The organism is Bacillus sp. GW823-FHT06B01, assembly GCF_058952315.1.
This window is the reverse complement of record NZ_JBXAHR010000004.1, coordinates 341,772-355,714: the sequence shown is the minus strand read 5'-3', so window position 1 is coordinate 355,714 and position 13,943 is coordinate 341,772. Positions and strand designations below refer to the sequence as shown.

At 37.6% G+C, this 13,943-nt stretch carries 17 protein-coding genes; 3 read left to right on the top strand and 14 right to left on the bottom strand.

Annotation, left to right across the window (positions count from 1 at the left end):
- Positions 1-8: 8 nt before the first annotated feature.
- The 14 genes from hprK to AC1Q8N_RS20200 all read right to left on the bottom strand — a co-directional run bounded on the left by hprK (position 9) and on the right by AC1Q8N_RS20200 (position 11,793).
- The gene (hprK, locus tag AC1Q8N_RS20265; RefSeq protein WP_001127245.1) at positions 9-938 is read right to left on the bottom strand and encodes an HPr(Ser) kinase/phosphatase; all 930 of its coding nucleotides are present in this window, start codon (positions 936-938) and stop codon (positions 9-11) included.
- A 156-nt stretch (positions 939-1,094) separates the two neighbouring features.
- Complete coding sequence (locus AC1Q8N_RS20260) at positions 1,095-1,475, bottom strand: phage holin family protein (protein WP_001267307.1); 381 nt, start codon at positions 1,473-1,475, stop codon at positions 1,095-1,097.
- A 115-nt stretch (positions 1,476-1,590) separates the two neighbouring features.
- The gene (locus tag AC1Q8N_RS20255; RefSeq protein ID WP_098078571.1) at positions 1,591-2,040 is read right to left on the bottom strand and encodes a DUF4275 family protein; all 450 of its coding nucleotides are present in this window, start codon (positions 2,038-2,040) and stop codon (positions 1,591-1,593) included.
- Between the two features lie 60 nt (positions 2,041-2,100).
- Positions 2,101-4,971, bottom strand: a complete 2,871-nt coding sequence (gene uvrA / locus AC1Q8N_RS20250) for an excinuclease ABC subunit UvrA (RefSeq protein WP_141497529.1) — start codon at positions 4,969-4,971, stop codon at positions 2,101-2,103.
- An 11-nt stretch (positions 4,972-4,982) separates the two neighbouring features.
- Entirely contained in the window at positions 4,983-6,959 is a 1,977-nt protein-coding gene (uvrB, locus tag AC1Q8N_RS20245) for an excinuclease ABC subunit B (protein WP_098721103.1), read from the bottom strand.
- A 151-nt stretch (positions 6,960-7,110) separates the two neighbouring features.
- Positions 7,111-7,539, bottom strand: a complete 429-nt coding sequence (locus AC1Q8N_RS20240) for a DUF4362 domain-containing protein (protein ID WP_048542499.1) — start codon at positions 7,537-7,539, stop codon at positions 7,111-7,113.
- 46 nt (positions 7,540-7,585) lie between these two features.
- On the bottom strand, positions 7,586-8,206 hold the full coding sequence (locus AC1Q8N_RS20235; protein ID WP_493521354.1) for a hypothetical protein: 621 nt from the start codon (positions 8,204-8,206) through the stop codon (positions 7,586-7,588).
- Positions 8,203-8,964 carry a MerR family transcriptional regulator gene (locus AC1Q8N_RS20230; RefSeq protein WP_098088767.1) on the bottom strand — a complete coding sequence of 254 codons (762 nt, stop codon included), beginning with the start codon at positions 8,962-8,964 and terminating at the stop codon, positions 8,203-8,205. Before AC1Q8N_RS20230 ends, AC1Q8N_RS20235 begins: the two co-directional genes overlap by 4 nt.
- Before the next feature lie 100 nt (positions 8,965-9,064).
- Positions 9,065-9,292, bottom strand: a complete 228-nt coding sequence (locus AC1Q8N_RS20225; RefSeq protein WP_098047304.1) for a hypothetical protein — start codon at positions 9,290-9,292, stop codon at positions 9,065-9,067.
- Positions 9,293-9,309: 17 nt separating this feature from the next.
- A complete protein-coding gene (locus tag AC1Q8N_RS20220) occupies positions 9,310-9,702 on the bottom strand; it encodes a hypothetical protein (protein WP_048542503.1) in 393 nt (130 codons plus the stop codon).
- Positions 9,699-9,920, bottom strand: a complete 222-nt coding sequence (locus tag AC1Q8N_RS20215) for a hypothetical protein (RefSeq protein WP_048542505.1) — start codon at positions 9,918-9,920, stop codon at positions 9,699-9,701. Before AC1Q8N_RS20215 ends, AC1Q8N_RS20220 begins: the two co-directional genes overlap by 4 nt.
- Positions 9,921-9,938: 18 nt before the next feature.
- Positions 9,939-10,328, bottom strand: coding sequence for a hypothetical protein (locus tag AC1Q8N_RS20210; RefSeq protein ID WP_098131610.1), 390 nt, complete (start codon positions 10,326-10,328; stop codon positions 9,939-9,941).
- 11 nt (positions 10,329-10,339) lie between these two features.
- Positions 10,340-10,537, bottom strand: a complete 198-nt coding sequence (locus AC1Q8N_RS20205; protein WP_000538359.1) for a helix-turn-helix transcriptional regulator — start codon at positions 10,535-10,537, stop codon at positions 10,340-10,342.
- Positions 10,538-10,770: 233 nt separating this feature from the next.
- The gene (locus AC1Q8N_RS20200) at positions 10,771-11,793 is read right to left on the bottom strand and encodes a YeiH family protein (RefSeq protein ID WP_048542509.1); all 1,023 of its coding nucleotides are present in this window, start codon (positions 11,791-11,793) and stop codon (positions 10,771-10,773) included.
- 151 nt (positions 11,794-11,944) lie between these two features.
- On the opposite strand from AC1Q8N_RS20200, the gene AC1Q8N_RS20195 reads away from it, so the two are divergent.
- The 3 genes from AC1Q8N_RS20195 to AC1Q8N_RS20185 are packed head-to-tail and all read left to right on the top strand — an operon-like array spanning position 11,945 to position 13,802.
- Positions 11,945-12,838, top strand: coding sequence for a LysR family transcriptional regulator (locus tag AC1Q8N_RS20195; RefSeq protein WP_098047301.1), 894 nt, complete (start codon positions 11,945-11,947; stop codon positions 12,836-12,838).
- Between the two features lie 51 nt (positions 12,839-12,889).
- Positions 12,890-13,258, top strand: a complete 369-nt coding sequence (locus AC1Q8N_RS20190) for a MerR family transcriptional regulator (protein WP_046955576.1) — start codon at positions 12,890-12,892, stop codon at positions 13,256-13,258.
- A gap of 4 nt (positions 13,259-13,262) precedes the next feature.
- Entirely contained in the window at positions 13,263-13,802 is a 540-nt protein-coding gene (locus AC1Q8N_RS20185) for a flavodoxin family protein (RefSeq protein ID WP_098068798.1), read from the top strand.
- The last annotated feature ends 141 nt before the right edge of the window (positions 13,803-13,943 follow it).

Sequence of the window (13,943 nt, the reverse complement as noted above, 5' to 3'; positions counted from 1 at the left end):
TCCAAAGTTTACTCCTGATTTCCTAACTCAATCGCACTCATTAATCGTTCAGAGAACTGTTGTGCTGCATTGACTCCCATACGTTTTAAACGGAAGTTCATCGCTGCTACTTCAATAATAACAGCCAAGTTTCGACCAGGACGAACTGGAAGTGTAATCTTCGTAAGCTCTGTATCAATAATCTTCATCTTCTCTTCATCAAGACCTAAGCGATCGTAATTTTTCTTTTGATCCCAAATTTCAAGATTAATAACAAGTGTAATACGCTTATAATTTCGCACTGCCCCTGCACCGAATAACGTCATAACGTTAATGATACCTAGACCACGAATTTCTAATAAATGCTCAATTAAATCTGGTGAGCTTCCTACTAATGTGTCTTCATCTTCTTGGCGAATTTCTACACTATCATCCGCAACAAGACGGTGACCACGTTTTACAAGCTCAAGAGCTGTCTCACTTTTACCGACACCACTTTGACCTGTAATTAAAACACCAACACCGTAAATATCTACTAACACACCATGTACAGCTGTTGTTGGTGCTAACTTACCTTCTAAATAATTTGTTAAACGACTTGATAATCTTGTTGTCGTTTGAGCAGAACGTAATAAAGGCATGCCTGATTCACGCGATGCATGCAGTAACTCATCTGGTACATCTTGATTACGAGTTATAATAATACATGGCGTCTCCTCAGTACAAAGCGCTTTCATTCTCTCTTGTTTTTGCTCTGACGTTAACGTGTCAAAGAACGTAAGCTCCGTCTTTCCAAGAAGCTGCACACGATCAGCTGGATAATATGTGAAAAATCCTGCCATTTCAATTCCAGGTCGTGATAAATCACTTGTATCAATCGGACGATGAATTCCTTCTTCACCACTTATTAACTCCAATTGAAATTGTTCAATTAAATCTTTTGTCCTTACTTTCGGCATATGTATAAACCTCCACTCCGCTGCGGGTTCAGTCTCATTTGATGTAAAATTCCATTCTACCGGATATTGTACCATTTTTTTCTGGAAACAAGAAATACGGTTTCTAATAAATAGAAAAAAACATTTCATATACATCATGAAATGTTTTTCTTTTTGTCATTTTCTCTTTTTTTCATATAAAGGTTCCACAATTGCCTTTTCAATAATCATATTAAAAATTGAAATACAAATTGCCGCAACGATTGCTACGCCAAACCCTGATATATTAAACGCATCTCCTAATAATGAATCTGCTATTTTTAACGTAATCGCATTAATAACAATTAAGAAGAATCCGAAAGTTACAAGAGTAATCGGTAGCGTAATTAAAATTAAAAACGGTTTTACGAACACATTTAAAACAGCCAAGATAATACTCGCAATAATTGCAGTTTGTATATTTGCTACGTAAAACGCGTCTGGCGCAATCCCTTTTAAAAGTCCCGATACAGCGATTAACACAACGCTATTTACAAGAAGTGATACAATCCATCTCATTTCGTTACACATCCTTTTAAACATATATATTTCATCATACGCTAATAGATAAGAAACGCAAGTATCATGCAAACACTTATATCAACTTATTCTACTCTTCATGCTTGTATACCTACTAACATTTCTTTGTGAAATAGGGACCACACCATCTATGTTCATGAGTTTTTACAAAAGTCCAAGTGAACTCTTTATCTACAATATAGATATCGCCTTTATACATATCGTTCCGCTCACACAATATATCCTCCATATGTAACAACCTCGTATCTTTTATTAGCAGTACATCATCACAATTTTGATAGAATATATAGCAATCCCTTTTCACTACATTATGAAACGTGTTCTCCGCTTCTTCACCCTCTAAACACTTCTTTTTCTCATAACTAAATATGTGCCAAAGATACCCACATGCATACTTATCTCCATACAGAAAGATGTCTTCCTTTTCCTCATCACTTACATGGTTTGCAAAATGATCCTCCCAGCGCTTGCGAAAATATACACCCCAATTTTGAAACTCTCTTACCTTCATATTTTTCTTTCTTAAAACATCTGTAAACTCCATTTTCTCCCCCTATGAACGAAAAACCGAGTGTCATTTCCACTCGGTTTTTTAGTAATACCCTTATTGTGATAGCTCTACTTCTTTTATTTTCTCTTTCATTCTTGCTTTATCGCGATTTAAAATCTCTTTTAAATACTTACCTGTATACGAGCGTTCTTCTTTTACTACTTGCTCTGGCGTTCCGGAAGCAACGATTTGCCCACCTTTATCTCCGCCCTCTGGTCCAAGGTCAACGATATAATCAGCTGTTTTAATTACATCTAAATTATGTTCAATAACAAGAACTGTCTCGCCACTTTCAACAAGGCGTTGCAGCACTTCTAGAAGACGCGCGATATCATGTGCATGCAAACCAGTCGTTGGCTCATCTAAAATATATAACGTACGCCCAGTAGAACGACGGTGTAATTCAGAAGCTAGCTTCACGCGCTGCGCTTCACCACCAGATAACGTCGTAGCTGGCTGTCCTAATTTCATATAACCAAGACCTACATCTACAAGCGTTTGAAGTTTACGCTTAATTTTTGGGATATTAGCGAAGAACTCTACTCCATCTTCAATTGTCATCCCTAACACTTCAGAAATGTTCTTATCTTTATACTTCACTTCTAACGTTTCGCGGTTATAACGTTTACCATGACAAACTTCACACGGAACGTATACGTCTGGTAAGAAGTGCATTTCGATTTTAATAATTCCATCACCACGGCACGCTTCACAACGTCCACCTTTTACATTAAAGCTGAAACGTCCTTTTTGATATCCACGCACTTTCGCTTCATTCGTTTGTGCAAACACATCACGAATATCATCGAATACACCTGTATACGTCGCTGGATTAGAACGTGGTGTACGCCCGATTGGCGATTGATCAATATCGATTACTTTATCTAAATGCTCAAGACCTTTAATTTCTTTATGCGTACCTGGCTTCGCTTTCGCTTTATATAACTTTTGCGCTAATGATTTATATAGTACTTCATTAATCATCGTACTTTTACCGGAACCAGATACACCAGTTATCGCTACAAACGTACCAAGCGGGAATGACATCTTTGCATTCTTTAAGTTATTCTCTTTTGCACCGACAATTTCCACTTTACGTCCGTCACCTTTACGTCTTTCAAGTGGAACTGGAATAAACTCTTTACCGCTTAAATACTTCCCTGTTAGCGAATTCTCATCTTGCATCACTTCAGCTGGCGTACCCGCTGATACAACTTGACCACCGTGAATACCTGCACCAGGTCCGATATCAAGTAAATAATCAGCAGCCATCATCGTATCTTCATCATGTTCAACGACAATTAACGTATTCCCTAAATCACGCATCTCTTGCAACGTACGAATAAGACGATCGTTATCGCGCTGATGCAAGCCGATTGAAGGCTCATCAAGAATGTAAAGTACGCCAGTAAGACGAGAACCGATTTGTGTCGCTAAACGAATACGCTGCGCCTCACCACCTGATAAAGTTCCTGCGGCACGACTTAACGTTAAATAATCTAAACCGACGTTCACTAAGAATCCAACGCGCTCCTGGATTTCTCTTAAAATTAAATGAGCAATTTTTTGTTGTTTCTCCGTTAGCTCCACATTCGAGAAGAATTCCTGTACTTCTTGAACAGAATACTTCGTTACATCAGCAATCGTTTTATCACCAACGAAAACAGCTAAACTCTCTGGCTTTAAGCGTCCACCTTTACACTTCGGACAAGCTTGCTCTGCCATATATTTCTCCATTTGCTCACGAACATAATCAGAACTCGTTTCACGATAACGACGTTCGATATTTGGAATAACACCTTCAAATAAAATCTCATTTTCCTTTACTTGACCAAATTCATTTACATAGCGGAAATAAACTTTTTCTTCTCCGCTTCCGTACAACACTTTATCAAATAAATCTTTCGGTATATCTTTCACAGGTATATCCATATCAACACCGTAATGATTACATACAGATTGTAAAAGCTGCGGGTAATATTGTGAGCTTGTCGGCTCCCAAGGCGCAATCGCATGTTCATTTAATGATAAATCCCAATTCGGAATGACAAGTTCTAAATCTACCTCTAACTTTGAACCAAGTCCATCACAAGAAGGACATGCCCCGAATGGACTATTGAATGAGAACATGCGCGGCTCTAATTCTCCGATTGAAAAACCACAATGCGGACAAGCATGATGTTCACTAAATAGAAGTTCCTCTTCTCCCATTACATCAATTAACACTCGGCCCCCGCCAAGCTTTAATGCACTTTCAAGAGAATCCGCAAGACGGCTTGCAATCCCTTCTTTTACAACAATACGGTCAATTACAACTTCAATGGAATGCTTCTTATTTTTATCTAGCGCAATATCTTCAGATACATCTAACATTTCACCATCAACACGTACACGAACATACCCTTGCTTCTTAATATCTTCAAGCACTTTCACATGTGCACCTTTACGCCCAGAAACGATAGGAGCTAACACTTGTAATTTCGTACGTTCAGGATATTCAAGTACACGGTCTACCATCTGCTCTACTGTTTGTGATGTAATTTCAATACCATGATTCGGACAAATTGGCGTACCAATTCGCGCAAATAATAAACGTAAATAATCATAAATCTCCGTTACCGTTCCAACTGTTGAACGTGGATTACGACTTGTCGTTTTTTGATCGATTGAAATCGCTGGAGATAAACCTTCAATCGTATCCACGTCAGGTTTATCCATTTGTCCTAAAAACTGGCGCGCATACGCAGATAACGATTCTACGTATCTGCGTTGCCCTTCTGCATAAATCGTATCAAACGCTAATGATGATTTCCCTGAACCAGACAATCCCGTCACAACAACAAGCTGATTTCTCGGAATGGTTACATCAATATTTTTTAAGTTATGTGCTCTAGCACCTTTTACGACAATAAAATCCTTGCTTATGCTCACTCTGTTCACCCTTCCGCTTTTAATTCTAATAGTAAATCTCTTAATTCAGCTGCACGCTCGAAATCTAACGCTTTTGCTGCTTCTTTCATCTCTGCTTCCATCTTCGCAATTGTCTTTTCACGCTCTTTTTTCGTCATCTTCTTAGCTGGTGCCGCTTCATACATTTCCGGCTCTTCAGCAGCTGTCGTTGCACGGATAACATCACGCACGCCTTTTTGAATCGTTTTCGGCGTAATACCATGCTCTTTATTGTAAGCTTCTTGTATAGTACGACGACGCTGTGTTTCTTCAATTGCAATTCCCATTGATCTTGTTATACGATCTGCATACATAATAACGCGTCCGTTTTCATTACGTGCTGCACGACCGATTGTTTGAATTAATGAACGCTCTGAACGCAAGAACCCTTCCTTATCAGCATCTAAAATAGCTACAAGTGATACTTCTGGAATATCTAATCCTTCTCGTAATAAGTTAATACCGACAAGTACGTCAAACTTACCAAGGCGAAGGTCACGGATAATTTCAATACGTTCTAACGTTTTAATTTCAGAGTGGAGATAATTCACTTTAATTCCTACATCTTTTAAGTAGTCTGTTAAATCCTCTGACATTTTCTTCGTTAAAGTCGTAATTAATACACGTTCATTTTTGGCAATGCGATCTTGAATTTCTCCTAATAAATCATCAATTTGCCCTTCAATTGGTCGTATATCAATTGGTGGATCTAAAAGCCCTGTTGGACGAATAATTTGTTCTATTACTTCCGGTGCCTGCTCTAACTCGTACGGTCCTGGCGTTGCCGAAACGTAAATAACTTGATTCGTTTTTCCTTCAAACTCATCAAACGTAAGCGGTCTATTATCTAAAGCTGATGGCAAACGGAACCCATGATCCACAAGTACTTGCTTACGTGCTTGGTCCCCGTTATACATCGCTCTTACTTGTGGTACTGATACGTGTGACTCATCCATAACAATTAAGAAATCTTCCGGGAAATAGTCTATTAACGTATATGGCGTTGCACCCGCCGGACGAAGTGTTAAATGACGGGAATAATTTTCAATCCCTGAACAAAAGCCCATCTCACGCATCATTTCTAAATCATAACGTGTACGCTGTTCTATACGCTGCGCTTCTAACAACTTGCCATTATCATTTAATTCCTTTAAACGTTCTTCTAATTCTTTTTCTATATTTTCAATAGCGACCTTCATTTTTTCCTCACGTGTAACGAAGTGAGATGCTGGGAAGATTGCTACATGATCACGTTCTGCTAATACTTCACCTGTTAACGCATTTACTTCGCGAATACGATCGATTTCATCGCCAAAAAATTCAATTCGAATACAATGCTCATCAAGTGATGCTGGGAAGATTTCAACTACATCTCCGCGCACACGGAATGTACCACGCTTGAAATCAATGTCATTACGTCCATATTGTACATCAACAAGTTCACGAAGCAATTGATTGCGGTCCTTTTCCATACCAACTCTAAGTGAAACAACTAACTCGCGGTATTCTTCTGGAGAACCTAAACCATATATACACGAAACACTCGCAACAATAATCACATCATCCCGTTCAAATAGTGCAGATGTTGCTGAGTGACGCAATTTATCGATTTCATCATTAATCTGCGCATCTTTTTCAATAAACGTATCTGTTTGAGGCACATACGCTTCTGGCTGATAATAATCGTAATAACTAACAAAATATTCAACTGCATTATTCGGAAAAAAATCTTTCAGCTCACTATATAACTGTCCTGCTAACGTTTTATTATGAGCCATAACAAGTGTTGGCTTCTGCACTTCTTTAATGACATTTGAAATCGTAAATGTCTTACCCGTTCCTGTTGCTCCAAGCAACACTTGCTTTTTCTTCCCACTATTAATTCCCTCTACAAGCTTTTCTATAGCTACCGGCTGATCACCTTGCGGGGAATAAGCTGAGATAATTTCAAATTGATGTTCCAAACAAAACCGACCTCCTCGTAAAAAATCTGTATTCCCATTTTACCACGAATGCTCATAAAAAAACCAAGAAAACGAACAGATATTCGGTAAAATTTTCGACAATATATACATAGAAAAAGGAAGGAGTAAAAACTTCCTTCCTCTACTAACTCTATTTTTTAGGTACATATAATAAATCATATCCATTGCGCCCATTTTTACTCGTACAATCTATTAACCTATAAGTGATTTCTAATTCTCCCTGCTCTTTAACAATACTTTTGCAACTATCTTTATGTAATCCTTTATGCTCACCAGCAAATTGGTCTTTTCTATTATCTAACACATAAAGTATATCGTTCTCACTATGCTCTACCGTTTGAAAAATCGGATCACCTTCATGGGTATACTGCACAATTCTTATTTTATCAACTTTCCCTTGGTCAACATTCAAAACGAACTTTTCAAAATTATCTAGATTGGAAATTACTGCTCTCTTTACAATGACATCATTCTTCTTATCAATGTCAATGTTAGGTTGTGAGCATGCTACTAAACTAAAGAGAAATAAGCATATAAAACCTGTTTTTCCTATTGTTATCCTCTCCTATACAAACTATTGGTATACTAGAAAAAGCTACTTTCCTCTATGAAAGTAGCTTCTCTTTTTCTTTTTCCTTCTTCGGGAAAAGAACATATGAAAATGAAATAACTGTATCCACTAAAAGTATAATCGCCCAAACTTGGCTAACACGACTTGCTTTTTCATTTAAAACAATCCCCGTTTCTAACCAATTATGCCATTGTTCAAACGGGACAAAACCGTACAGAAAGAAAAAGAAAATATGCGCAACAACGAATAAAACAAGATGTAATAACCAATTTTTTATTTCCTGTTTCGCATAGGCCATACCTGTTAATTCTACGTGCTCTTCCATAGTTGGCGCTAGTTCATTCCGCCATTTCGCAACTAGCTTTTGCGCAAACATATCAAGCTTCTTCAAATCCTTTTTCCCGTAGAAAACTGCATACAATAAAATAATTACCGTAATGATTTGAAAGTTAGAGAACTTCCCTGTTTGATAATAGTCCACTACCCCTAAGGTTAAAATAAACACTTCATTTACGAGGAGTACAATCCCCATAATAAAGCTCGCCTTCTTCAAACGGAATCCGTAACGAAGTAAAAAGAAGCCGATAGCCGATAACCAAAATACAATCTCTGCCCCAATTAAAAAATACCAACGATATTCTGCAAGTATACTCATTTATCCATCTCCTTTTCATCATATATACGAAAAGCTTCTTCCATATATAATAAAAGTTCTTCTTCAATTGGATACATGCTCATTTTCTGTGAATCTTCCTTCGATTTTCTAACTTCCCATAACTTATCTAAAAACGCTTCGTCACCATTGGCCATTTCTAAACATTTCTGCATTAATCTCTTCGTTGCCCCTTGTACCTCATCACTCGCTGCTTCTTTGCCGTCTTTCATAAAAGTACGTAATTGCTTTAATAAATCTACCCATTCTAAAACATTCGGATCTTCTTCACTCATATTTGGCAAGTTATGAAGCAATTTTTGTTCTTCCTTTGAAAATACTTCATTTTGAAATATTTCACGTATACGAGACGACTGTTTCGAAAGCTGGATCAGTTCAAACATAACTTTCCAATCAAGTTCCCCTTCCACATCTACCGAATAAACAACAGCTTGTAATACGCGCTCCATTCGATTGAATTTCTTTTGTTCTTCCTTTACAAATCTAAGTTGTTTTTCAAGCGAATCCTTTAAGTTAAGCTCACCTTTTACTAACATATTCGCAGACTCTTTTAATGAAAATCCCATTTCCTTTAAAAATAAAATTTGTTGCAGCCTTATTACGTCAGCTTCACTATATAAACGATGCCCGCCTTCTGTTTTCCCGCTCGGCTTTAATAAATCTATTTGATCATAATAACGTAATGTACGTACTGTTACCCCTGTTTCTTTCGTCAATTGTTGTATTGAAATCACTACCATCACCTCTTCCTCTTCATTATAAAAGATGACGTAACGTCACTTTCAAGCCTTTTGTAAAAAAAATACAAAAAGCTGTTTATACTCTTCGTATAAACAGCTTTTACGGAAATAACCCTTTTTGTACAGCACGCCCACAAAATAAAATAAGTGCGCCAACAACAACACTCGTTGCTGTTTTATGATAATGAGCTGAAACTAATAAATAATATGATAAACCTACAGTACCAAGCATAATAAAAATACTCGGTACTGGATTACGAGAGAAATTCTGCATTCCCCAAAACAAAGCAAAAATAGCCGTAGCGACACATAATACCGGTAATCCCATCCCAGTTCCCCTTTTTTCTACCTATTCCTTGTTGCTAACACACTCGTCGATGCCATACTTATTAATAAACCAAAAATGACAATATATAATAACTCATTTACATGTACTGCTTGCCTATCTAAATACTTATTTACACAAAGATACATAATGAACAAGAACACGAAGCTTGTAATACTAATCGTAAAATATGACTTCATCTTATTCACAACTCGCTCATCAATCGACGGTACTCCCTCTTCTTTCAAACGCTTCTGTTCTCTATATTCCGCAATACTATATAAAATGACTAGTGCTACATTCGATATGAAGATTGTTCCCCACGAAATACTTAAAATCATTAAACTCACATTTAAAATAAGACCCGCTAAAAATAAACTGCCTATGAACCGTATAATATCTTGTTTACTCATACATGATCAGCCTCTTTTTGATTTCTATATTTCCACTTCGGCCAATAGTTTACGAGAAAATACACCCACTGCCCTAGTACAAATAAAACAAACGGCATACCAGCATTTCCATCAACAATTAAATTATATAAACTCCATATCGCTAAACTAATCGAAAAAAATAACCCTACATATTTAAACGCTTTATCTGACTGAAATCTCTCAAACTCATCTTGCATTTTTCATTCCTCCTATCGCTATGCTCGTTTCCCTATCATGACTCCTATGATGAGACTACCCGCAAATAAGGAACTACATATCATAAATATTTCTTGCACTGGTATAACAGCTCTGCCTATCGCTTTACTCGCAACAATATAAACAATAAGCAATAGAAACGCGAATATAAATGAGACATTTACATATTTTTTTGTATTTTCATTTACTCGCTCATCTATATCTGGAAGTTCTTCTTTTTTGTACTTACGCTTTTTGTAATACGAATACACCATTAAAAATACAATTGCTAAAACGTTACTCACGACGAGCGGTAAAATTGGTATAGCCGGATTCATACTATGAACTACAATGTCTCCCAAAAACAATCCAAAAGTCGCACCGATAAATAACTTTTTAGTATCGTTCATTTTTTCTCCCCTTACTCTAGCGTAAATATTTCCTCCACCTTCACCCCAAAATATTTGGCGATTTTTAGGGATAACTCTAGACTCGGGTTATAATGATGGTTTTCAATCGCCACAATCGTCTGCCGCGTCACCTGCATCGCCTTTGCCATTTCAACTTGCGTTATATGATGTTGCTTTCTTAACTCTTTTATTTTATTTTTCACACCCATAGGCTCCACCTTCGAAAGTAAAGATATCTTTACTTTAATTATAAATATTTTCCAGTTATAAGTAAAGATATCTTTACAAATTTTAGAAAAACGTTTCACTGATCACCTTCTCTAACAAAGTACAAGCGTAATTAAATTTATATCAGCTATTTTTTTAATATATCGACACCCGTAGCACTATAAACATAAAAAAGCTGTCCAAAAATATCTTTTGGAACAGCTTCTTCGTCCTACTACATAAATCCTAATGCATATACAAGAACGTATCCAAGAATAGAAAGGAAAACCGAGCCGATCAGCCCCGCCACGAATGCCTTACTTCCTAACTTACGGAACGTTTTAAACTCTACATTTAAACCAAGCCCCGCCATCGCCATTGCAATAAGCATGTAAGCAAGAACAACAATATATCCAGCAACAACTTCTGGTATAACCCCGAGCGAATGCACTGCACTCATTGCTAAAAACCCGAAGATGAACCACGGAATTGGAAGGTCGCGCCACGATTTTTTTTCCTCGCTACCTTCACTCTTACCAAACCATAATCCAATTAAAATGGCTACTGGCACAAGCATTGCAACGCGCGTTAATTTCACGATAACTGCGATGTCTACAGCCGTACTTCCTCCTGGTGCCGCAGCTGCGATGACATGGGCGATTTCATGCAGCGTCGCACCTGAGAATACACCGTATCCATACGGTGAGAAGCCAAGCACTGGGTATAATAGCGTATAAATAAGTGTAAATATTGTACCTAAAATTGCAATAATCGCTGCCCCAACTGCCGTTTCTTCATCCTTCGCTTTCACTTGCGGTGCAATTGCCACGACCGCAGCCGCGCCGCAAATTGCTGTTCCGCACGCTGTTAAAATTCCGAGTTTCTTTTCTACCTTAAATACTTTCGTTAGCCCATATACAACGAAAATCGTAAATGTAATAACAGCGGCAGCGATGACCAATACTTTCGGCCCTGCCTTCGCAATATCAACAAGATTTAACCGCATTCCAAGTAAGATAATCCCAAAGCGAAGCAACTTCTTACTCGCAAAGTTCGTCCCGGCAATCGCATCATGAGGAACTCCAATTGCCGCACGCCAAACCATCCCAATTAGAATAGCAATCACTAATTGTCCCATAATATTTAAAAATGGAAGCTCTGCTAAATATTTCGCAGCAATTGCGATTAATAATGTAATCCCAATTCCTTGTGAAAATCCAAAGCCCTTCTTCTTTTGTATAACAAGTGTTTGTTCCACTTTGAACCACTCCAATAATCGTATTGGAACATGCATGTTCTTTCTACTTACATTATAAGAGAGTTTCTATAATAAGTTTAATATCAATATTGAATCTCTATCATTAGAAATACTTATGATAAGATGATAGAAAAAGAAAGGAGCCTATTACATGAACGTAGACATTTTAAAAATCTTTGTTACTGTCGTTGAACAGAAACACTTCTCCCGTGCAGCAGAATTATTAAACCTTTCACAGCCTGGCGTAAGTATGCACATACGCAACTTAGAAAACGAATTTGGCACTACTCTTATTCAGCGCTCTCCGAAGCACGTTCAAGTGACGGAAGCTGGAAACATATTATATATACACGCAAAGCAAATGCTCTCTCTTTACGAAGAAGCCAAACAAGAAATTAACGAGCTACATAACGTTGTAACAGGAACTCTTCGCATCGGTGCTAGTTTCACAATTGGCGAATACTTACTTCCAAAAATACTGGCTAACTATGCGAATGAAAATCCACACGTTGAAGTTCATACCTTTATCTCAAATACAGAAGACGTTTTGCAAAGCCTTCGCTCTAATCAAATCGATATCGGCTTAGTCGAAGGGCAAGTCGTATACGCCGACGTGGACGTTGAAACGTTTATGCAAGATGAAATGAAGCTCGTCGTCCCGCCAAATCATCCACTGCTCCGCACAAATGAAATAAATGAAAGCACACTCCAAGATCAAGTATGGGTATTAAGAGAAAGTGGTTCTGGAACACGCGCTTATAGTGACCGCTTTATTCATCAACACCATTTAAAATTGAAGCGCTTCTTTACATTCAGTAGTATCCAAAGCGTGAAAGAAGCAGTTAGTGCTGGGCTTGGCATCGCTATACTTTCTGATTGGACTGTACGGAAAGAGTTACTGGCAAAAGAGCTATTTCACGTCGAAGTTCCAAATGAACAACTCATCCGTCCATTCTCCATCGTGCGCGGCAAATACTTCATCCCGTCTAAAGCTATTCAAGTGTTTTTAAATCATGTAGATTCTTTTGCGAAAAAACAGAGTTGACCCTCACATTAGTGTGAAGGTTTACAATACATGTAGAAGGAGTGAAACGCATTGCGAATCGGGGAGTTATCAAAAGAAACTGGCGTTAGCGAAAGATCACTAAGACATTACGAAGAAAAGGGATTACTCCCTTCGAAGCGCCTCGCAAATGGCTATCGTGATTTTGATGAAAGTGCCATTGAAAAAGTGGAGCTTATTCAAATGTACTTACAAATTGGCTTAAATTTAGAAGAGACGGCAAGGATGCTGCGCTGCCTCGAAATAGAGCCGCACCTGTACGAAAATCCTTGCAGCAGTATCCTTACGCTTTATGAAGATAAACTTAATGAAGTAACGAAGCAAATCTCATTACTTTCTAGCATTCAAACGAATTTGCAAAAACACGTTTCACTCCTAAAGCAAACAAAAGAAAAGGGATGATTACATGTTTGTTATACATGGCAGTTCAAGACAAAACGGAAATACAGAAGCTTTAACACATATGGTGATTGATGGAATTGAAACAGAACAAATTTACTTGCGTGATCATATCGTCCACCCAATCATAGATCAGCGCCATGATGCAGAAGGATTCCAACCTGTAAATGATGACTACGAGCAGTTAATCGAGCGTATGTTAGAGCACGACACAATTATCTTTGCTACACCGCTATACTGGTATGGAATGAGCGGTCATATGAAAAACTTCGTCGATCGCTGGTCACAAAGCTTGCGCGATACATCTCTTCATTTCAAAGAAAAAATGAAAGGTAAAAAAATGTACGTTGTCATCGTTGGCGGAGACGATCCAAAGCTGAAAGCATTACCGCTTATTGCTCAGTTCCAATATATCTTTGATTTTGTTGGTTCATCATTTGAAGGGTATGTTATTGGGGATGCGAATGGATTGGATGAAATCAAAAATGATGCTGAGGCTCTAGCAAAAGTACAATTGTATAATAATAAGTTCAAAAATAGTAAATAGAAATAAGTTTGACAAACCATTTTGTATGCGCATACAATAAAAGTAACATTATGAAAGGAAGGTACTTTGACCAATGAAGTTCTAATTCTCTTATTTATTTCATCCATCACAAATAGTGAACAAAAAATGATGAAAACTAGC

Bases quoted from the DNA above. Each gene is read 5' to 3' on its own strand.
- AC1Q8N_RS20220 (WP_048542503.1), bottom strand. From the start codon at position 9,702: ATGAGTAAACAAGATATTATACGGTTCATAGGCAGTTTATTTTTAGCG.
- AC1Q8N_RS20195 (WP_098047301.1), top strand. From the start codon at position 11,945: ATGAACGTAGACATTTTAAAAATCTTTGTTACTGTCGTTGAACAGAAA.
- hprK (WP_001127245.1), bottom strand. From the start codon at position 938: ATGCCGAAAGTAAGGACAAAAGATTTAATTGAACAATTTCAATTGGAG.
- AC1Q8N_RS20215 (WP_048542505.1), bottom strand. From the start codon at position 9,920: ATGCAAGATGAGTTTGAGAGATTTCAGTCAGATAAAGCGTTTAAATAT.
- AC1Q8N_RS20225 (WP_098047304.1), bottom strand. From the start codon at position 9,292: ATGGGATTACCGGTATTATGTGTCGCTACGGCTATTTTTGCTTTGTTT.
- AC1Q8N_RS20210 (WP_098131610.1), bottom strand. From the start codon at position 10,328: ATGAACGATACTAAAAAGTTATTTATCGGTGCGACTTTTGGATTGTTT.
- AC1Q8N_RS20235 (WP_493521354.1), bottom strand. From the start codon at position 8,206: ATGAGTATACTTGCAGAATATCGTTGGTATTTTTTAATTGGGGCAGAG.
- AC1Q8N_RS20230 (WP_098088767.1), bottom strand. From the start codon at position 8,964: ATGGTAGTGATTTCAATACAACAATTGACGAAAGAAACAGGGGTAACA.
- AC1Q8N_RS20255 (WP_098078571.1), bottom strand. From the start codon at position 2,040: ATGGAGTTTACAGATGTTTTAAGAAAGAAAAATATGAAGGTAAGAGAG.
- AC1Q8N_RS20205 (WP_000538359.1), bottom strand. From the start codon at position 10,537: ATGGGTGTGAAAAATAAAATAAAAGAGTTAAGAAAGCAACATCATATA.
- AC1Q8N_RS20260 (WP_001267307.1), bottom strand. From the start codon at position 1,475: ATGAGATGGATTGTATCACTTCTTGTAAATAGCGTTGTGTTAATCGCT.
- AC1Q8N_RS20185 (WP_098068798.1), top strand. From the start codon at position 13,263: ATGTTTGTTATACATGGCAGTTCAAGACAAAACGGAAATACAGAAGCT.